Genomic DNA, 19,205 nt, shown 5'->3' with positions numbered 1-19,205 from the left:
GTCGTTCGTTGCGGAATGAAGTTTTCGCTTAAGATGGCGGAAGCCCGTTCCGATTGACGTTAACGTTAGCGTCAATCAAAACCCGTGGCAACCACGCCGTGCGCCTGCCTCCGCGGTCCGCGGCACCATGACAAGAAAGCCCGCCCGCGCCGCGCGCGCAGGGCTTCGGACCGGAGAGACGCTCATGAACGCACTCGAACACCAGCTCCAATACCCGTTCGGCGACACCCTGCCGCTCGCCGGCGCCCGCCAGGAAGTCGCGCCCGGCGTGTACTGGCTGCGCATGCCGCTGCCGTTCGCGCTGGACCATATCAACCTGTGGCTGCTGCGCGACCGGCTCGACGGGCGCGACGGCTGGACCGTGATCGACTGCGGCATCACCAGCGACACCATCAAGGCGCACTGGGAAACCATCTTCGCCAACGAGCTCGAAGGCCTGCCGGTGCTGCGCGTGCTGGCCACGCACTGCCACCCGGACCACATCGGGCTGGCGCACTGGCTGTGCAAGCGCTGGGACGTGCGGCTGTGGATGAGCCTGGGCGACTACATGAACGCGCGCGTGATGGGCGGCGGCACCGGCGCCGGCTCCAACGCCGGCGGCGACTTCGCCGCCAGCCACTTCGCCCGCCACGGCCTGACCGACCCCGACAGCCTGGAGAAGCTGCGCGCGCGCAAGAGCTACTACCCGTCGCTGGTGCCCGACCTGCCGGGCCAGTACCGCCGCCTGATGGACGGCGACACGGTCCATATCGGCACCGACCCGGCCACCTCGGGCTGGCGCGTGATCACCGGCTTCGGCCACGCGCCCGAGCACGTGGCGCTGTACAACGCCGCCACCAACGTGCTGATCTCGGGCGACATGGTGCTGCCGCGCATCTCCACCAACGTCAGCGTGTTCGACATGGAACCGGAGGCCAACCCGCTCAGGCTCTACCTCGATTCGCTCGGCAAGTACGAGCCGCTGCCGCAGGACGTGCTGATCCTGCCGTCGCACGGCAAGCCGTTCCGCAACCTGCACACGCGCATCCGCCAGTTGCGCGAGCACCACGTGGAGCGGCTGGCCGAGACGCGCGCGGCGTGCGCGCGGGCAGCCTGCAACGCGCACGACATCGTCGGCGTGATCTTCAACCGGCAGTTCGACATCCACCAGATGACCTTCGCGATGGGCGAGGCGCTGGCGCACCTGCACCTGCTGTGGCACGCGGGCGAAGTGCGCCGCGAAGTGGGCGACGACGGCATCGTGCGGTTCCGGGCCTGAGGCCCCGCCGGACAGCCGTGCCGGAACGGTGCGTCAGACCTGCGCGGCGAGGTCCATCAGGTAGCGCACGCCGTCCACCGCGCGGCTGCCGTACCACGACACCATCCCGCCGTCCGCGAGCAGCACTTCCTTGCCGAGCTGCCGCTCGAGCGCGTCGGCGTGCGCCTCGGTGAAGCGGTAGGGCTCGGTGGACAGCAGCACGAGGTCGAGCTCGCGCACCAGCGCGTCGCTCCAGCGGAAGCTCGGATAGCGCGCATCGGGCGCGTTGGGCCGGCTGCAATCGCCGTCCACGCACGCCTGCGCCGGCGCCGCCGGCCAGGTCCGCCAGTTGACCAGCGCCAGCATGCGGCTGATGTAGGTGTCGCGCGACACCGTCATCCACGGGTCCTGCCAGATCGCGTACAGCACCCGGCGCGCCGGCCACGGCCGGGCCCGCGCCTGCGCCAGCACCGCCTCCAGCGCGCCGCACAGCGCGCCGGCCTCGGCCTCGCGGCCGAAGATGCCGCCCAGCAGCCGGTACAGCGCGAGGTTGTCCTCGGGCGCGCACGGATGCGTCACGATCACGTGCGGCACGAACGCGCGGATCTCGTCGACGGTCTCGCGGCGGTTCTCGTCGATGTTGACGATGACGTGGGTGGGCGCCAGCGCGCGCAGGCGCTCGAGCCGGACGTCCTTGGTGCCGCCCACCTTGGCGACGGCGCGCACGGCCGGCTCGGGATGGACGCAGAAGCCGGTGCGCGCCACCACGCGCGGCCCCAGCCCGAGCGCGAACAGCAGCTCGGTCACGGAAGGCACCAGCGAGGCGATGCGGACCGCGCCGCCGGCCGCGCCGTGCCAGGCGCCGGCGGCATCCTGCCAGCTCATGGCTGGCGGTCCGGGCCGCGCGGCTTGCGCGGCGCGCGGGCGAACAGCGCGTCGTAGAGCCAGCGCGGCATCAGGTGCAGGACGGAGGCGACCACGCCCATCTGCCACGGCAACACGGCGAAGCGCCGGCCCGCGGCGATCGCGCGCACGGCCTTGCGGGCGAACACGTCGGCGTCCATCAGGAACGGCATGCGGTAGGGATTGTGCTCGGTCATCGGCGTGCGGATGTAGCCGGGCGCGATCGTGACCACGCGGATGCGCTCGCGGCGCTGCTCCAGGCGCAGGCTTTCCAGCAGCTTGATGACGGCGGACTTGGAGGCGCTGTAGGCGCCGCCGCCGGGCAGGCCGCGCACGCCGGCCACGCTGGCGATGCCCACCAGCGTGCCGCGCCAGCCGCCGGCGCCGGGCTCGCGCGCGCGCATCGGCTGCAGGAACGGCTGGAAGGTGGTGAGCACGCCGAACCAGTTGGTGTCCATCACCATGCGGAACGCTTCGAGGTCCTCGCGCTCGCTGGCGACCGTGCCCACCGACACGCCGGCGTTGGCGATCACCACGTCGGGGCAGCCGAAATGATCGAGGAAGTCCTGCGCGGCGGCCTGCATGGCGGCCGCGTCGCGCACGTCGGCGGCATAGACGCGCACCGCGTTGGGGTTCGGCAGGCTGGCGGCGAGCTCGCGCAGCGTGGCTTCGCGCCGGCCGACCAGCCCGAGGATGGCGCCCCGCGCGGCGTACTCGCGCGCCAGGGCCTGGCCGAGTCCGCTCGACGCGCCGGTAAGGAAGACTTTCTGAGCTCGCATCGGGATGGGAAGGGTCCAGGGGAAAACCGCAACATGGCCATGCCGGCGGACCCGCCCGATGCGGTCCGGCGGCTGGGAGCCAGCGCTGCCGGTCGGGCCGGCGGCGGCGCGGCCATCGGGCCGGCTGCCGCCGCGGGGAAGATTACAGCTTCTTGTCGCGCACCTGGCCGACCAGGTAGTCCATCGTCTGGATGGCGGCGGCCTTGGTGCCGGCGATGGACGGCGAGGTCGCGTACTTGCCCTGCACCACGATGGTCGGCACGCCGTCGATCTTGTAGGCGTCGGCAATCTTGTTGGCGCGCTGCGAGTTGGTCGTCACCGAGAACGAGTTGTAGGTGTCGAGGAAGGCCTTGCGGTCGATGCCGTTCTTGGCCATGAAGTCGGCGATCTCGTTCGGGTCGAGCATGCGCTTGCGCTCGACGTGGATGGCGTTGAAGACCTTGCCGTGCATGGCGTCGAGCTTGCCCAGCGCTTCCAGCGTGTAGAAGATCTTGGTGTGCGCCAGCAGATCGTCGCGGAAGGCCACCGGCACGCGCTTGAACACCACGTCCTTGCCCTGCTTGCCGACCCACGCCTCGAGCTCGGGCTCGAAGTCGAAGCAGTGCGGGCAGCCGTACCAGAAGAACTCGGTGACTTCGATCTTGCCCGGCGTGACGGGCTGCGGCGCCTTCAGGACCTGGTATTCCTTGCCGGCGGCGGGGGCGGCGGCCTGCGCGGGCGCATTCATCAGGAAACCGGTCACGGCGACCAGCGTGGCGAACAAGGTGGCGAGTTTCTTCATAAGGCGCGGCTTTCGAGAATGGGCGATGTGCGTATGACAGCGGCCGGGCTTTCCGGTTCAGCGGCGGCGCGCCGGCTTGGTTACGGTTGCTTACTGCTTGGTGAAGCGGATGACCGAAGCCTCGAATCCCGACGACTGCAGGCGGTCGCGCGAGCGGTTCATGTCCTCGATCCTGTTGTACGGCCCCAGGCGCACGCGGTACAGCTTGACGCCGTTGACCTCGCGCTCCGTCACCTTGGCCTCGAAGCCCTGCATGGCGAGGTTGGCCTTCTGGCGGTCGGCGTCGTCCTGCGAGCGGAAGGCGCCCACCTGCAGCAGGTAGCCGACCTTGTTGGCGTCGGCCTGGGCGATCTCGGCGATGGGGTCGGCGACCGGCTTCTCGGCGGGCTTCTCGGCTGCCTTGTCGGCGGGCTTCTGCGCCACCGCGGCGGGCTTGTCGGCCGGCTTCTCGGCAGGCCGCTCGGCCGGCTTGTCGGCCGGGCGGGTGGCGACCACCGGCGGCGCCGGGCGCTCGGCCGGCCTGACCGTGGGCGCCGGGCCGGCGGGCTGGTCGGGCTCGGCGGCGGGGCCGACCGGCTTGGCCGGGGTCTTGCTCCACAGCGGCTTGTTCGGATCGCTCGGGGCTTCCTGCGCCGGCGCGGGCAGGTTGCTGACGACGTTGCCGGGCTCGGCCTGCTTCTGTCCGTTCTTCTGCTGGAATGGCGCCGGGGAACGGGTGATGTACAAGGCGACCACCACCGCGATCGCCAGGCCGACGATCAGGCCCAGCACCAGTCCCAGGAACGTACCGCCGCGCTGCGGGGCGCGGCTGGCATTGCGCGGAGCGCGCTTGCGTTGCTGTTGCATGAATTCCTCTTGCGTGATGGCGCGATTATAGAGCCTGCGCCGTGACACGCATCACTGTCTGTGGTCAGGACGACACGCGCGGCCGCCGGCCCGGCGCGGCCGCGGTAAGCAGGGACTTACATCCGCTGCGGCGCGGACACGCCGATCACCGCCAGGCCGTTGCGCAGCACCTGGCGCGTGGCGGCCAGCAGCGCCAGGCGCGCCAGCTTGACCGGCTCGTCGTCCACCAGCACGCGGTCGGTGTTGTAGAAGGCGTGGAAGTCGCCGGCGAGGTCGCGCAGGTAGAACGCCACCGCGTGCGGCGCCAGTTCCGCCGCCGCCGCGGCCAGCATGTCGGGGAAGTCGGCCAGGCGCTGCCCCAGCGCGAGCGCCTGCGGGCTGGCGTCCGCGCCCGTCACCGGCGCCAGGTCGGTGCCGGCCAGCGCGGCGAGCCTGGCTTCCCAGCCGGCGCCGCCCCACGACTCGAAGATCGAGCAGATGCGGGCATGGGCGTACTGCACGTAGTACACCGGGTTCTCGTCGTTCTGCTTGAGCGCGAGGTCGACGTCGAACACGAACTCGGTGTCCGCCTTGCGCGACAGCAGGAAGAAGCGCACCGCGTCGCGCCCACGCGTGAAGTGCGACGGCCAGTCCGCCACGCCCGCCTCCAGGCAGCCGCGGATGGTCTCGCCGCCCTCGGCGCCGTTGCTCCACTCGATCAGGTCGCGCACGGTCACGTAGGAGCCGGCGCGCTTGGAGATCTTGACCTCCTCGCCGTTGCGCATGACCGTGACCATCTTGTGCAGCACGTAGTCGGGATAGCCGACCGGGATGCCGATCTCCAGCCCCTGCAGGCCGGCGCGCACGCGCGCGATGGTGCCGTGGTGGTCGCTGCCCTGCACGTTGATGACCTTGGCGAAGCCGCGCTCCCACTTGGTGGTGTGGTAGGCCACGTCGGGCACGAAGTAGGTGTAGGTGCCGTCGCCCTTGCGCATGACGCGGTCCTTGTCGTCGCCGTCGTCGGTGGTGCGCAGCCACAGCGCGCCCTCGTTCTCGTAGGTCTTGCCCTTGGCGACCAGCGACTGCACGGCGGCTTCGACCTTGCCGTCGGTGTACAGCGACGATTCCAGGTAATAGCGGTCGAACTTGACGCCGAACGCGCGCAGGTCGATGTCCTGCTCGTTGCGCAGGTAGGCCACGGCGAACTTGCGGATCGAGTCGATGTCCTCGACGTTGCCGGAGGCGGTGACGGCGTCGCCGTCGGAGGCGCGCACGCTCTTGCCGGCCAGGAAGTCGGCGGCGATGTCGGCGATGTAGTCGCCGTTGTAGGCCGACTCGGGCCAGCCCGCGTCGCCCGGCTTGAGGCCGCGCGCGCGCGCCTGCACCGACAGCGCCAGGGTCTGGATCTGCACGCCGGCGTCGTTGTAGTAGAACTCGCGGTGCACGGCGAAGCCCTGCCAGTCGAGCAGGTTGGCCAGCGCGTCGCCCAGCGCCGCCTGGCGGCCGTGGCCGACGTGCAGCGGCCCGGTCGGGTTGGCCGAGACGAACTCCACCAGCACGTTGCCGCGCGCGCCCCGCGCCTGGGCGCCGTAGCGGTCGCCCTGCTGGAGCACCGCGCGCAGCACGTCGGCCTTGGCCGCCGGCGTCAGGCGCAGGTTGATGAAGCCGGGCCCGGCGATCTCCATGCCGGCCACCAGGTCCGCGGTGCGCGCGTCGGCCTTGACCGCGTCGACGATCTGCTGGGCCAGCTCGCGCGGGTTGCGCTTGAGCGCGCGCGCGACCTGCATGGCGAGGTTGCAGGCGAGGTCGCCGTGGGCGGCGGCCTTGGGGCGCTCGAAGGTCGCGGCGGGCAGCGTGGCGCCGGCCGGGGCGAGGGCGCGCACGGCGTCGTCGAACGCGGCGGCGAGATTGGTGGTCTGAACAGGCAGCATGGATGTATCGTGGCCCCGGGGGCAGTTGTACGGTGCCGGCGCGGCAGTCCCGCCGTGGCGGCACCGTCACGCGGCGGCATGTGGATGCCGCGTCGCGTGGCAGGCAATGAATTGCAGAACGCGGATTTTATCAGGTGCTATGCTGACATCATGCAGCGCGCCCCAAACCGGCCGCTGCGCGCCCCCGCCCCGATTCCGGGACACGACGCGCGGTCTCGTCAGTTCGCTGTAGCCAAGGAAAGGAAATATCATGCTGATCACCTTCAAATCCCACGCGGCGCAAGACCTCATCATGATGAAGGATCTCGCCGTCACGCTACTCGGGATTATCGGCAAGCACCTGGGAGAACGCGGGGTGATCACCGCCGATGAGCTGCCGCGCGCGATCCACAAGCTCGAGGCCGCGGTCGCCGACGCCAGGCGGGCGCACCCGGCGGAATCGGCGGTGTCGCCGGACAAGGCCGACGAGGACGAGGAAGAGCCGCTGCACCTGGGCCAGCGCGCCTTTCCGTTCCTGGACATGCTGCGCGCCTCGCAGCGCGAGAACACCGAAGTGATGTGGGGCGTCTAGCGGCGCCGTCCGCGCCCTGCCGTTGCCGTTGTTCCTTGCTGTTCCCGTTCCGCCGGAGCCCGCTGACGCGGGCTTTGTCGCGTCTGGCCGGCGCCGGAAAAAAAGAAGCCCGGCCGGGGCCGGCCGGGCTTGCCGGATCAGGGAGGCAGATCCGGAAGGGGGTGAAGATCAAAGCGGTCGAAAGGAGTCGAAGCGGGTCGAAGCGGGTCGAAAGGAGTCAAAACCGGTCGGCGGCGGCCTCGGGGCGCCCGATGCGGCATTCGCCGCCCCGAAGGCGAGAATCTGCCCTAGCTTGCGGCGCGTGGCCGGGCGCGGGGGCCGCGCGCGGCGTCAGTCGCCGCCGCCCCGGCCGGCGCGACCGTTGACCGCCAGCAGCAGGCCGACGAAGGCGCCGACCGCGGCGGCGATGCCGAGCGCCTTCAGCGGCGACTCGACCACGCGCTGCTGCACGCCCTCCACGGCGTGGTCGACCCGCTCGCGGGCGCGGCTGGCGCCGTCCAGCGTGGCCTGGCGCAGGTGCTCGCCGAGCGCGCTGGCGCGGTCCTGCAGGCGCCGCCCGGCCTGCACGGCCTCGGACGAGCCTTCGCGCCCCAGCACTTCCATCGTCTGCTCGAGCTGCGCGATCAGCGAGCGCACTTCCTCGGCCACCGGGCCGGCGGCGTCGCGCGCCGCGCCGCGCGTGTCGCGCGCGGCATGCCGCATCTGGCGCACCGTGCTGCCGGCGCTGTCGGCCAGGTGCGCAAGTTCCTTCCGGACCTTCGGGTTGTGGGTCAGCATCGTTGTCCCTCCATGTCTGTCCTGGCCATCGTTCCCGCGGCGCCTATCGCCTGACCAGGCTGATGACGAACGTCACCAGCGCCACCACCAGGAAGATGAAGAACAGGATCTTGGCGATCTCGACGGCCCCCGCGGCGATGCCGCCGAAGCCGAACAGCGCCGCGATCAGCGCGATGACGAAAAATACGAGTGCGTAGTGCAACATGATGACGGCTCCCTGGATGGGTTCGGCCCCGCGCGCGGGTCCTGCGGCGGCGTTCCGCGGTCTGTCCGGCGCCCGCTACTTCACCGCCCTGAACACGGTCACGCCGAGGACCAGGAACAGCACGAACAGCACCACGAAGATGAAGAACAGGATCTTGGCGATGCCGGCGGCCCCGGCGGCGATGCCGGTAAAGCCGAGCAGGCCCGCGATCACGGAAACCACGGCGAAGATCAGTGCCCACTTGAGCATCGGCGTTTCTCCTTGCTGCGCTGTGCGGCTCGCGCGGCAGGCGCAAGCTCATGGATTCATGGTAGAAAGCGCGCCCCGGCGCAGGCACCCCCGCGCCACCGATTCCGGTGTCAGCGGATTCCTACAAGGCCAATGCCGGCGCGGGCCGGCGGGCACCGGCGCCGCGCGGCAGGTTGACCGGGCCGCGCCGATATGCTTCCATCGTCGCCGACAGGGTGCGCGGCCGGCATGCCCCACCGCCCGGCGCCGGCGCGTGCCGGCGCAGTCCCGGCCCCGCCCCGGCATCGGGAAACGACAATGTTCAAGCAGTCCATGCTGCGCTCCACGCTGCTGCTGGCTGGCGGCATCTTGCTGACGGTGGTGGTGCTGATGGCCTCCGAGGCGGGCAACATCCGCCTGCGCGAGGGTTATACCCAGGTGATCCAGTCGCAGCAGGTGCAGGGCCAGATCACCTCGCTGATCGGCGAGCTGGTCAATGCCGAGGCCGGCCAGCGCGGCTTCCTGCTGACCGGCAAGGAAAACTACCTGCAGCCCTACTACCAGGCCCTGCCGCGCATCAATGCGCTGATGAGCGCGCTGCGCAACCGCTACGCCAACGATCCCGAATCGCTCAAGCTGTTCGCCGCGGCGTCCACCGCCGTCAACCGCAAGCTCACCGAGATGGACCTGACGCTGATCTACGGCAAGCGCGACGTGGAAGTGGCGCTCGACCTGGTGCGCACGGACTTCGGCAAGCAGACGATGGACAACGCGCGGCGCGGGCTCGAGGCGCTGCTCGCGCGCGAGTCCGCCTCGGTCTCGCGCAGCCTCGAGTACGCCGACCGCGACCTGGCGCTGTCGCGCTACGGCATCGGCCTGCTGACGGCCATCAACATCGTGCTGCTGGTCGTGGTCGGCCTGCAGCACTCGCGCCGCATGGCGGTGTCCGAAGCCGCGCGCAGCGAGCTGGAAGAGGAAAGCGCGCGCCTGGAGCGCATGGTGCGCGCGCGCACGCGCCAGTTGTCGGCGCTGGCCTCGCACCTGCAGCGCGTCACCGAGGACGAGAAGACGCGCCTGGCGCGCGAGCTGCACGACGAGCTCGGCGCCATCCTGACCGCCACCAAGCTCGACATGCACTGGGTGCGCCGGCGCCTGGAGGACACCCATCCCGACGTGAAGGAAAAGCTCACCCGCGTGATGCTGCACGTGGACCAGGGCATCCAGATCAAGCGGCGCCTGATCGAGGACCTGCGGCCCACGGTGCTGCTCAACCTGGGCCTGAAGGAAGCCATCGGCCAACTGGCCGAGGAAGTCGCCGCGCGCAACCAGTGGGAGGCCGACGTGCTGCTCGGCGAGAGCGTGCCGCCGCTGCGCGACGATGCCGCCATCGCGCTCTACCGCATCGTGCAGGAATCGCTGACCAACGCCAGCAAGTACGCCGAGGCGAAGCGCGTGACCATCACGCTGGACGACGGCGGCGGCATGCTCACGCTGGAGGTCAGCGACAACGGCCGCGGCCTGCCCGAGGATTTCGAGACGCGCCGCACGGCCGGGCACCACGGCCTGCTGGGCATGGAGCAGCGCGTGATCGCGCTCGGCGGCACCATCGACATCCGCTCGCGGCCCGGCGCCGGCGTGACCATCCACGTGGAAGTGCCGCTGACCGACGCCATCGTGGCGCCCGAGCGCAACGACGACGAGGCGTTCGGCGAGACCGGGACGCCGCGCGCGCCGGGTTAGCCCGCGCCGGCAACATCAACGCGCCGCCCGTGGTCTCCCCTCTCCCGCCTGCGGGAGAGGGGTCGGGGGAGAGGGCCAGCGCCACCACGAAGTGAAAGCTTTCAGCATGCGCGAGCGCCCGCCCTCTCCCCCGGCCCCTCTCCCACGACGTGGGAGAGGGGAGCAAACCACCGGCAACCTGAGGCCTGCCAGCAGCCCATAAAAAAACGGCGGAACACCGGAGCGTCCGCCGTTTTCGTTCGCGGCGCCGCGCCGCCGCCTTACATCTTCTGCCTGGTGTCCTCGGCGGCGCCCTGCATTTTCTCGCCGCCGCGCTCTATGTCCTTGCCCGCGCCCGCCACGGTATTGCAGCCGGTCACCAGGACGACACCCGCCAGGGCGAACAACGCCATCAGTCTTCTCATGATTTTCTCCTTGCGTGGTTGACGCGGCGGCGCCGCGACGGGAATGCGCCAGTGGGAAAGGCCGCGGCGGCGCGGCCGCCGGTTCAGGCGCCCGCCTGCGCGTATTCCTCGATGACGCGGAATACCTGCTCGAGCTCGAGCGACTTGTCGAAGAAGTAGTCGGCTCCGGCCTCGGCGCACTGGCGCCGGTAGGTCGGCACCTGCGCGTGATTCGTGTACACGATGCGGATGCCCGAGGGCACGGATTTCCGCATGGCGCGCAGCACGTTGATGCCGTTGCCCTGCCGCAGCTGCAGGTCGACGATGACGACCTCGTGCCTGCCCGCCTCGTAGAGGCGCAGCGCCGAGCTTTCGGTATCCGCCCAATCCACGGCCTCGACGAACGGAAACGCGGTCAGGTACTCAAGCAACATACCCCGCAGGACCGCCGAGTCCTCGATGAGCAAGACCCGCAGCGCGCGATACGAAGAGGCCACAGCTTGATCCGACATGATTCAATGGTAGCAACTGGGCATGGAAAGCAACTATCGGCGTCCGTCCTACAGGGGTGTCGGCCAAGCGATGGTTCTGCCGCCGCGGCCGGGGCGGCGCCTACTCCACCAGCCCGTTCTTGATGGCATAGTAGGTCAGGTCCGCATTGGTCTTCATGCCCATCTTTTCCAGGATGCGCGAGCGGTACGTGCTGACGGTCTTGACGCTGAGGAACAGCTCGTCGGCGATCACGGAGACCGACTGGCCGCGCGACAGCTTGCAGAAGATCTGGAATTCCCGCTTGGACAGGGTCTGGTGCAGCGGCTGGTCGGTCGGCTTGTCGAGCCCGCCGATCAGCAGGTCCGCGACCGTCGCGCTGACGTAGCGGCGGCCCTGGGCCACGGTGCGGATCGCCTTGACGAGATCGTCCGGCGCGCTTTCCTTGGTGAGGTAGCCCGAGGCGCCGGCACGGATCAGGTTGATGGCGTACTGGTCCTCCGGGTAGGTGGACAGGATCAGCACCGGCAGGTCGGGATGGCGCTGGCGCAGCAGCTTGAGCACGTCGATGCCGTTGCGGTCGGGCATCGAGATGTCGAGCACGACCACGTCGAACTCGTGCTCGCGCAGCCGGGTCATGACTTCGTCGCCGCTGGCAGCCTCCCCTTCCACCCGGATGTCGGGCTCGTCGGAGATGAACTGGCGCAGACCGGCGCGCACGATCTGGTGATCGTCGGCGATCAGGACGCGGATCATGGGTCTCTCCCTGGGCATGGATGCGCCGTTCCGGTCGGAACGGGCATGCCCACTGGGCCAGTGGACTAAAACATTGTAGTGGTTACAAAGCCGCGGGAATGTCGGTGTAAGGCTGACAAGGCGCGGTGGCAGGGGGGCGGAATGGGGATGGAGAATGGGGGCGGGAGGACGATGACTTCGTTGATGCTCCGGCCCACTCCCCCGGCTCCTCTCCCGCAAGCGGGAGAGGAGCGCAGGCCTGCAGTCCCTGGCGGGCTTACTGGACCTTGGCCGCGGCGCCCGTGTCGGCCGTGGCGCCGGTCTCGGCGGCCGTGCCCTTCCTGGCCTTGGCGTGGCTGACGTGCTTGCCGGTCCTGGCGTGCGCGCCGGCCTTCGCGTCCGCGCCCTTGTCGCTGCCCGCGTTCACATCCGCGCCGGCCGCCACGCCCTTGTCCGCGGGCGCGCTCACCGCGGGCGCCGCCAGGGTGCCGGCGGCGCCTGCCTTGGCATCGGCGCCGGTACCTTGCGCCAGGGCCAGCGACGAAGCGGCGGCGATCGACAGGGCGGAAAGGGAGATCAGCAGTTTGTTCATGGAGAGGCTCCTTGCAGTTGGCTCCGCGGCGAAACGCTCGCCGCGGCGTTCACTTGATGTGAGCCCCCAGTCTAGGGACGCGCCGCGGCGCGGTCTGTTAGGAGATGTAATGCCTTGTAAGGAGTGGTGAAACCCCGCCGAGGCCGCGCCGCCGCGCGCGGGCGGGCGTTTTCCCTGCCTGCCCAACGGCTTGCGGCGCGGCGGCGGCGCGTATCGGCGCGTATCGGCGCGCGCGCCGCGCAGATGCGGTTACAGGTTCGGCGCGAGCGCGCGCTCGAGCACGCTGCGTTCCTCGCCGCGGCGCGCGGCCATGTCGTCGAGCTGGTCCTGGCCGATCTTGCCGACCGAGAAATACGTCGACTCGGGATGCGCGAGATAGAAGCCGCTCACCGACGCGGCCGGCGTCATGGCCAGCGAATCGGTGATGCCCATGCCGATCTCGGCGGCGTTGAGGTAGTCGAACATCGGCGCCTTGACGGTGTGCTCCGGGCAGGCCGGGTAGCCGGGCGCGGGGCGGATGCCGCGGTAGCGCTCCTCGATCAGCTGGTCGTTGGTCAGCACCTCGCCGGCGTCGTAGCCCCACAGATCGCGGCGCACGCGCTCGTGCAGGCATTCGGCGAAGGCCTCGGCCAGGCGGTCGGCCAGCGACTTGAGCATGATCGCGCTGTAGTCGTCGTGGTCGGCCTCGAACTGGGCTTCCTTCTTGTCCACGCCGATGCCCGCCGTGACCGCGAACACGCCGATGTAGTCGGCGATGCCGCTGTCCTTGGGCGCGATGAAATCGGCCAGGCAGCGGTTGGGGCGCATCACGCCGTCGATCACCGGGCGCTCGCTCTGCTGGCGCAGGTTGTGCCAGGTCAGCGCGACCTGGCCGCGGCTCTCGTCGGTGTAGATCTCGATGTCGTCGTCGTTGACGGTGTTGGCCGGCAGCAGCGCCAGCACGCCGTTGGCGCTCAGCCAGCGGCCCTGGATCAGGCGCGACAGCATGGCCTTGCCGTCGGAGAAGACCTTGCGCGCGGACTCGCCGACGATCTCGTCGTTGAGGATGTCGGGGAATTTGCCGGCCAGGTCCCAGGTCTGGAAGAACGGCGCCCAGTCGATGTAGTTGGCCAGCTCCGCGAGGTCGTAGTTGCGGAACACGCGCCGGCCGATGAACTTCGGCTTGGGCGGCACGTAGGCGCTCCAGTCGATCCTGGTCTTGTTGGCGCGCGCCTGCGCCAGCGTCACCATCGGCGTGGCCTTGCGGTTGGCGTGCTGGTGGCGGATGCGCTCGTAGTCCGTCTTCAGCTCGTCGAGGTAGCGCGCCGCGCCTTCGTCGGACAGCAGGCTCGAGGCCACGCTGACCGAGCGCGAGGCATCCGGCACGTAGACCACCGGGCCTTCGTAGTTGGGCGCGATCTTGACCGCGGTGTGCACGCGCGAGGTGGTCGCGCCGCCGATCAGCAGCGGAATCTTCTTGATGCGGAAGTAGTCGTCGCGCTGCATCTCCGAGGCGACGTAGGCCATTTCCTCGAGCGACGGCGTGATCAGCCCGGACAGGCCGACGATGTCCGCGCCCTCGACCTTGGCGCGCGCCAGGATCTCGTTGCACGGGACCATCACGCCCATGTTGACCACTTCGAAGTTGTTGCACTGGAGCACCACCGACACGATGTTCTTGCCGATGTCGTGCACGTCGCCCTTGACCGTGGCGATGATGATCTTGCCGCGCGCCCTGACGTCGCCGCCGGCCTCGGCCAGCAGGCGCTTCTCCTCCTCGATGTAGGGCAGCAGGTGGGCCACCGCCTGCTTCATCACGCGCGCGCTCTTGACCACCTGCGGCAGGAACATCTTGCCGGCGCCGAACAGGTCGCCCACGATGTTCATGCCGTCCATCAGCGGGCCTTCGATCACCTCGATCGGGCGGCCGCCGCGCGCCTCGACCTGCTGGCGCACTTCCTCGGTGTCCTCGACGATGAACGTGGTGATGCCGTGCACCAGCGCGTGCGCCAGGCGCTCGCCCACGGGCACCGGGTTCTCGGGCGTGCCGCGCCACAGCAGGTTCTCTTCCTTCCTGGCGCCGCCGCCCTTGAAGCGGTCGGCGATCTCGAGCAGGCGGTCGGTGGCGTCCTCGCGGCGGTTGAGCACCACGTCTTCCACGCGCTCGCGCAGCTCGGGGTCGAGCTGGTCGTACACGCCGAGCTGGCCGGCGTTGACGATGCCCATGTCCATGCCCGCCTTGATCGCGTGGTACAGGAACACGGTGTGGATGGCCTCGCGCACCGCGTCGTTGCCGCGGAACGAGAACGACACGTTGGACACGCCGCCGCTGACCTTGGCGTAGGGCAGGTTCTGCTTGATCCACGCGGTGGCCTCGATGAAGTCCACCGCGTAGTTGTTGTGCTCCTCGATGCCTGTCGCCACCGCGAAGATGTTCGGGTCGAAGATGATGTCCTCCGGCGGGAAGCCGATCTCGCCCACGAGGATGTCGTAGCTGCGCTTGCAGATCTCGGTCTTGCGCGCGTAGGTGTCGGCCTGGCCCTTCTCGTCGAACGCCATCACCACGGCGGCGGCGCCGTAGCGGCGGATCAGCCCGGCGTGGTGGCGGAACTGCGCCTCGCCTTCCTTGAGCGAGATCGAGTTGACCACCGGCTTGCCCTGCACGCACTGCAGGCCGGCCTCGATCACTTCCCACTTGGACGAGTCCAGCATGATCGGCACGCGCGCGATGTCCGGCTCCGAGGCGATCAGGTTGAGGAACCGGATCATGGCGGCCTTGGAGTCCAGCATGGCCTCGTCCATGTTGATGTCGATGATCTGCGCGCCGTTCTCGACCTGCTGGCGCGCCACCGCCAGGGCCTCGTCGAACTGGCCGTTGAGGATCATGCGCGCGAAGGCCTTGGAGCCGGTGACGTTGGTGCGCTCGCCGACGTTGACGAACAGCGTGTCCTCGTCGATGGTGAAGGGTTCGAGGCCGGACAGGCGCATCGGGCGCGGCGGCAGGGTAGCTTGGGTCATGGCTTGGTCTTGTTCGGTGGGCTCGTGGGCGCGCGGCGGGTTCACGCTGCGGCTGCGTCGTCGCTGCCGCTGTCGCGGTACTGGCCGGGCCAGGTGCGCGGCTTGCGGCTGGCCACGCGCTGCGCGATGGCGGCGATGTGCTCGGGCGTGGTGCCGCAGCAGCCGCCCACCAGGTTGACCAGGCCGGAGGCGGCGAACTCGTCCACCAGCGACGAGGTGACTTCCGGGGTTTCGTCGAAGCCGGTGTCGCTCATCGGGTTGGGCAGGCCGGCGTTCGGGTAGCACGACACCGCCGCGTCGCAGATCTTGGCCAGCTCGGCGATGTACGGGCGCATCAGCGTGGCGCCGAGCGCGCAGTTCAGGCCGAACGTGATCGGGCGCGCGTGGCGCAGGCTGTTCCAGAACGCCTCCACGGTCTGGCCCGACAGGATGCGGCCGGAAGCGTCGGTCACGGTGCCGGAGATCATCACCGGCAGGCGCTCGCCGGTGTCCTCGAACAACTGGTCGATGGCGAACAGCGCGGCCTTGGCGTTGAGCGTGTCGAAGATGGTCTCGACCAGGAACACGTCGGCGCCGCCTTCGAGCAGCCCCTTGCCCTGCTCGTAGTAGGACTGGCGCAGTTCCTCGAAGCTGACGTTGCGCGCGCCGGGATCGTTGACGTCAGGCGAGATGCTGGCGGTCTTGGGCGTGGGGCCGAACGCGCCGGCCACGAAGCGCGGCTTGTCCGGCGTGCTGTACTTGTCGCAGGCGGCGCGCGCGAGCTTCGCCGCCTCGACGTTCATCTCGTAGGCCAGCCCGGCCATCTTGTAGTCCTCCTGCGCCACGCGCGTGGCGCCGAAGGTGTTGGTCTCGATCAGGTCGGCGCCGGCGGCCAGGTACTGCTCGTGGATCTCGCTGATGACCTGCGGGCGCGTGAGCAGCAGCAGCTCGTTGTTGCCCTTGACGTCCACGTGGTGGCCGGCGAAGCGCTCGCCGCGGTAGTCCGCCTCGGACAGCTTGTAGCGCTGGATCATGGTGCCCATCGCGCCGTCCAGGATCAGGATGCGCTGGCGCAGCAGGGCGGGCAGGCTGGCCGCGCGGGTGTAGGGGGGCGCCGGCGGATGCGCGGCGGGCAGCGAGGCGGAACTTGGGGCGGCGCTCATGAGGGGCTTCTGCGGCAGGGAAAAGATGTCGATTTTATCAGTTACATCAATGGTTTGCGGATTACGCGGCGCCGCCGCCGGATGCCTCGCGCGCCGCCCGGCGGTTGCGGCCCGGCCGGCGCCGGCCCTACACTGCGGAAATCCCGCCCTCCCCCAACCCCAACGCAAACCCAGCCCATGCAACACCTCAGCCCCGTCGACGCGCAGGCCCTGCTCGGCGCATCGCCCGACGCGCTCTTCATCGACTGCCGCAGCGAGATGGAATACCTGTTCGTCGGCCATCCCAAGGGCGCGCACAACGTGCCGTGGAACGACGGGCCCGACTGGGAGGTGAACCCGCATTTCGTGCAGGCGGTGAAGAAGCTGGCCGGCCAGGCCTCGGCGCGGCCGGTGCTGCTGATCTGCCGCAGCGGCAACCGCTCGGCGGCGGCCGCGCGCGCGCTCGAAGGCGCGGGCTTCAGCACGGTCTACAGCGTGCTGCATGGCTTCGAGGGCGACCTCGACGCCGAGCGCCACCGCAACACGCTCAACGGCTGGCGCCACGCCGGCCTGCCCTGGGAACAGTACTGAACCGCTGCGCCGGCACTTGCGCGCGCGGCAAGAAGCAAAAAGCCCGTGCGCTCGGCGGCACGGGCTTTCCTGCTGCGCGAAGCCGGCTGCCGGCGCCGCCCTCCCGCGGGGGAAGGACGGCGGCCCCGCCGCGTCGGCTGCGTTCAGTGCATCACCAGCGGATGCGTCATCACGGTATCGAACTTCCCGAGGAAATCATCCACCTCTTCCACCGACGGCTCGCTTTCGATCAGACGCTTCACGTCCGCGCGAAAGCTCTCGGCCATCTGGCCGCCGAGGAAGATCTCGCGTTTCAGGTTCTTGTCGACGATTTCATAGCCGCCCGAGGCAAGAGGCGCATGCTCGACATCCGCGCCAAACTCGACGATGCAATAGTTGTCGCTGTTGTAGATCATTTGCATGGCACACCTCCGGGCTGTCATGGGTTGGCGGCGGGCCCATCGTTGTTGCATTCGCCGGAATCGTGCCCCGGCCCCACCGCGATTTCACCTCCAAGCTGAGGGCGTCCGCCGTGTTTTCAAGATTCCCTGCCGGCGAACCGCTCGAACGACCGCTTTACTGCCCGATAAGCGTTCCCTCGTTATATTGGGCAACGGCGGTGCCGGCAAGTTCTTGAGCCGGGCGGAAAAGTCTTGCTCATGGCGCGGCGCACTGGGCCCCGCAGGCGGCACTGCCGAGAAATGCGTCGAGCACCGCATGAAAGCGCTCGGCCTGCTCGATATGGGCCAGGTGCGCCGCGCGCGGCAGGATCTCCAGCCGCGCGGCCGGGATCGCGCCGGCGATCGCGCGCGCCATCGCCGGCGGCGCGCTCTGGTCTTCCTCGCCCGCCACCACCAGCGTGGGGCAGCGGATGCGCGCGATGGCGCCGGCCAGGTCGAACGCCATGATCGCCAGCGCGGTGCCCACGTAGCCGTGCACCGGCGCGGCCAGCAGCATCCGGCGCACGCGCTCGGCCTCGTCCGGGTGCGCGGCGCGGAACGGTCCGGTCAGCCAGCGCTGCAGCGTGCCGTCGGCCACGCCGGCCATGCCGTGCGCCTCCACGTGGCCGATGCGCTCGTGCCACATCGGGTGCGCCTCGAGCGGCGTGCGGTCGATGGTGTCGACCAGCGTGAGCGACAGCAGCCGCTCGGGATACCGCAGCGCCAGGGTCTGGCCGATCATGCCGCCGACCGACACGCCGGCGAAATGCGCCTCCGGCACCGCCAGCGCGTCCATCAGGCCGGCCACGTCGTCGGCCAGCCGGATCATCGAGTAGGCGCCGATCGGCGCGTCGCTCTGGCCGTGGCCGCGCAGGTCGTAGCGCAGCACGCGGTAGCGCGGCGCCAGGTGCCGCGCGGTGGCGTCCCACAGGGTGTGGTCGGCGCCGAGCGCGTGCGCCAGGATCACCCAGGGGCCGTCGCCGCCGTCGATGCGCACATGCAGGCTGATGTCGCCGACGCGCACGCGGCGGCTTTCGGTGGGTGGCTGGACGGCATGCATGGCGGACCTCCTGAAATGACGACGGCACGAATGACGACGACACGACCGGCCACCGCGCCCCGCCGCCGCGGGGCGCGGCATGCGGCGGGCTCAGCGCAGCGCTTCGCTGTCGCGGTAGACGAGTTCGATCTGCGTGCCGTCGGGCTCGGTCTGCCGCAGCCTGACCGGCAGCCATTGCAGCGACGGCGCCAGCCACACTTCCACGCGGCGCCGGTCGCCGGGGTGCCGCGGCAGGCGCACGAAGTGCTTGGCCCGCACCGCGCCCTGGCCCGTATCGACGTCCTCTTCCCCCACATACTGCACCTGCATCGGCTCCAGGTCACGCGTGTCGCTTACCTCGAAGCTCTCGGTCACGCCCGGCGCGGCGTAGCGCTGCGGATCGCCGCGCACCATGCCCACCAGCTGGAGGAACACGCTGAAGCGGTCCTGCGCGGCGGGCGGCAGCGGCACCTGCTTGTCGCGCCCTTCGAACACCAGCAGGCCGCCGGCGCGGTCGAAGCGGGCCGCCTCCACGCGGCTGCGGCGGCTTTCCTCGTAGCGCTCGGGCGCCAGCCCGTGCTCGCCCAGCGCGCCGCTGCTGAAGAAGGCGAAGCGGAACCACAGCACGTGCGTTTCCACCTCCAGCCGGTAGCGGCTGCCGTCGTTCTGCCAGCGGATCAGGCCGTCCGGATTCTGGATGCCGTTGACGAAGCTGGCGTAGTGCAGCAGCGTCGACGGCGGCGCCGCGTAGCGGGTGGTGTCGGCCGGCGCCGGCGCGGGCGCGGCGGCCGAGGCGGGCGCCGCCGGCGGCGCGGAGGCGGCAGCGCCGGCGTCGCCGCCGCCGCCCGCCGCGGCGGGGCTC

21 protein-coding genes are annotated in these 19,205 nt (G+C 69.9%); 4 read left to right on the top strand and 17 right to left on the bottom strand.

Annotated elements, in window-relative coordinates:
• Positions 1–184: 184 nt before the first annotated feature.
• On the top strand, positions 185–1,258 hold the full coding sequence (locus KF708C_RS28775) for an MBL fold metallo-hydrolase (RefSeq protein WP_020206321.1): 1,074 nt from the start codon (positions 185–187) through the stop codon (positions 1,256–1,258).
• Between the two features lie 33 nt (positions 1,259–1,291).
• On the opposite strand, the gene KF708C_RS28770 is transcribed toward KF708C_RS28775, so the two are convergent.
• The 5 genes from KF708C_RS28770 to argS all read right to left on the bottom strand — a co-directional run bounded on the left by KF708C_RS28770 (position 1,292) and on the right by argS (position 6,456).
• Positions 1,292–2,122: a helical backbone metal receptor gene (locus KF708C_RS28770; RefSeq protein WP_059414763.1), complete on the bottom strand. Its 831-nt coding sequence runs from the start codon at positions 2,120–2,122 to the stop codon at positions 1,292–1,294.
• Complete coding sequence (locus KF708C_RS28765) at positions 2,119–2,919, bottom strand: SDR family oxidoreductase (RefSeq protein ID WP_059414761.1); 801 nt, start codon at positions 2,917–2,919, stop codon at positions 2,119–2,121. Before KF708C_RS28765 ends, KF708C_RS28770 begins: the two co-directional genes overlap by 4 nt.
• A 142-nt stretch (positions 2,920–3,061) precedes the next feature.
• Entirely contained in the window at positions 3,062–3,700 is a 639-nt protein-coding gene (locus KF708C_RS28760) for a thiol:disulfide interchange protein DsbA/DsbL (protein ID WP_020206324.1), read from the bottom strand.
• 90 nt (positions 3,701–3,790) lie between these two features.
• Positions 3,791–4,546: an SPOR domain-containing protein gene (locus tag KF708C_RS28755; protein WP_020206325.1), complete on the bottom strand. Its 756-nt coding sequence runs from the start codon at positions 4,544–4,546 to the stop codon at positions 3,791–3,793.
• Between the two features lie 116 nt (positions 4,547–4,662).
• Positions 4,663–6,456 (bottom strand): arginine--tRNA ligase, encoded by a 1,794-nt coding sequence (gene argS, locus KF708C_RS28750; protein ID WP_059414759.1) that lies wholly within the window; start codon positions 6,454–6,456, stop codon positions 4,663–4,665.
• Positions 6,457–6,706: 250 nt separating this feature from the next.
• Here argS and KF708C_RS28745 point away from each other — a divergent pair, with 250 nt between their 5' ends.
• On the top strand, positions 6,707–7,027 hold the full coding sequence (locus KF708C_RS28745; protein WP_020206327.1) for a DUF1840 domain-containing protein: 321 nt from the start codon (positions 6,707–6,709) through the stop codon (positions 7,025–7,027).
• A 330-nt stretch (positions 7,028–7,357) separates the two neighbouring features.
• Here KF708C_RS28745 and KF708C_RS28740 read toward each other — a convergent pair whose 3' ends face one another.
• From KF708C_RS28740 to KF708C_RS35140, 3 genes are all read right to left on the bottom strand, one after another.
• Entirely contained in the window at positions 7,358–7,804 is a 447-nt protein-coding gene (locus KF708C_RS28740) for a DUF883 family protein (protein WP_020206328.1), read from the bottom strand.
• Positions 7,805–7,847: 43 nt separating this feature from the next.
• Complete coding sequence (locus KF708C_RS35145; RefSeq protein WP_020206329.1) at positions 7,848–8,009, bottom strand: DUF1328 domain-containing protein; 162 nt, start codon at positions 8,007–8,009, stop codon at positions 7,848–7,850.
• A gap of 75 nt (positions 8,010–8,084) precedes the next feature.
• Positions 8,085–8,258, bottom strand: a complete 174-nt coding sequence (locus KF708C_RS35140; protein WP_020206330.1) for a DUF1328 family protein — start codon at positions 8,256–8,258, stop codon at positions 8,085–8,087.
• A gap of 297 nt (positions 8,259–8,555) precedes the next feature.
• On the opposite strand from KF708C_RS35140, the gene KF708C_RS28735 reads away from it, so the two are divergent.
• On the top strand, positions 8,556–9,977 hold the full coding sequence (locus KF708C_RS28735) for a CHASE3 domain-containing protein (RefSeq protein ID WP_020206331.1): 1,422 nt from the start codon (positions 8,556–8,558) through the stop codon (positions 9,975–9,977).
• Positions 9,978–10,237: 260 nt separating this feature from the next.
• Here KF708C_RS28735 and KF708C_RS28730 read toward each other — a convergent pair whose 3' ends face one another.
• From KF708C_RS28730 to KF708C_RS28705, 6 genes are all read right to left on the bottom strand, one after another.
• Positions 10,238–10,381, bottom strand: a complete 144-nt coding sequence (locus tag KF708C_RS28730) for an entericidin A/B family lipoprotein (RefSeq protein ID WP_020206332.1) — start codon at positions 10,379–10,381, stop codon at positions 10,238–10,240.
• Between the two features lie 83 nt (positions 10,382–10,464).
• Entirely contained in the window at positions 10,465–10,872 is a 408-nt protein-coding gene (locus tag KF708C_RS28725) for a response regulator (protein WP_059414757.1), read from the bottom strand.
• Between the two features lie 100 nt (positions 10,873–10,972).
• A complete protein-coding gene (locus KF708C_RS28720; protein WP_059414755.1) occupies positions 10,973–11,605 on the bottom strand; it encodes a response regulator in 633 nt (210 codons plus the stop codon).
• Between the two features lie 256 nt (positions 11,606–11,861).
• Positions 11,862–12,176: a hypothetical protein gene (locus KF708C_RS28715; protein ID WP_020206336.1), complete on the bottom strand. Its 315-nt coding sequence runs from the start codon at positions 12,174–12,176 to the stop codon at positions 11,862–11,864.
• A gap of 249 nt (positions 12,177–12,425) precedes the next feature.
• Entirely contained in the window at positions 12,426–15,173 is a 2,748-nt protein-coding gene (gene metH / locus KF708C_RS28710; protein ID WP_082080086.1) for a methionine synthase, read from the bottom strand.
• A gap of 41 nt (positions 15,174–15,214) precedes the next feature.
• A complete protein-coding gene (locus tag KF708C_RS28705) occupies positions 15,215–16,315 on the bottom strand; it encodes a homocysteine S-methyltransferase family protein (RefSeq protein ID WP_059414753.1) in 1,101 nt (366 codons plus the stop codon).
• Between the two features lie 177 nt (positions 16,316–16,492).
• Here KF708C_RS28705 and KF708C_RS28700 point away from each other — a divergent pair, with 177 nt between their 5' ends.
• Positions 16,493–16,885 (top strand): rhodanese-like domain-containing protein, encoded by a 393-nt coding sequence (locus KF708C_RS28700; RefSeq protein WP_020206339.1) that lies wholly within the window; start codon positions 16,493–16,495, stop codon positions 16,883–16,885.
• A 143-nt stretch (positions 16,886–17,028) separates the two neighbouring features.
• Here KF708C_RS28700 and KF708C_RS28695 read toward each other — a convergent pair whose 3' ends face one another.
• The 3 genes from KF708C_RS28695 to KF708C_RS28685 all read right to left on the bottom strand — a co-directional run.
• Complete coding sequence (locus KF708C_RS28695) at positions 17,029–17,286, bottom strand: BTH_I0359 family protein (RefSeq protein WP_017227282.1); 258 nt, start codon at positions 17,284–17,286, stop codon at positions 17,029–17,031.
• Between the two features lie 235 nt (positions 17,287–17,521).
• The gene (gene pcaD, locus KF708C_RS28690) at positions 17,522–18,364 is read right to left on the bottom strand and encodes a 3-oxoadipate enol-lactonase (protein ID WP_020206340.1); all 843 of its coding nucleotides are present in this window, start codon (positions 18,362–18,364) and stop codon (positions 17,522–17,524) included.
• Between the two features lie 90 nt (positions 18,365–18,454).
• The coding region (locus KF708C_RS28685) for a DUF3108 domain-containing protein (protein WP_059414751.1) at positions 18,455–19,205 on the bottom strand (751 nt) is incomplete at its 5' end.

The sequence above is a fragment of the Cupriavidus basilensis genome (assembly GCF_000876015.1).
Classification (GTDB): domain Bacteria; phylum Pseudomonadota; class Gammaproteobacteria; order Burkholderiales; family Burkholderiaceae; genus Cupriavidus; species Cupriavidus basilensis_B.
Note: the sequence above shows the minus strand (reverse complement) of the source record. Positions and strands in the feature narration are given on the sequence as shown.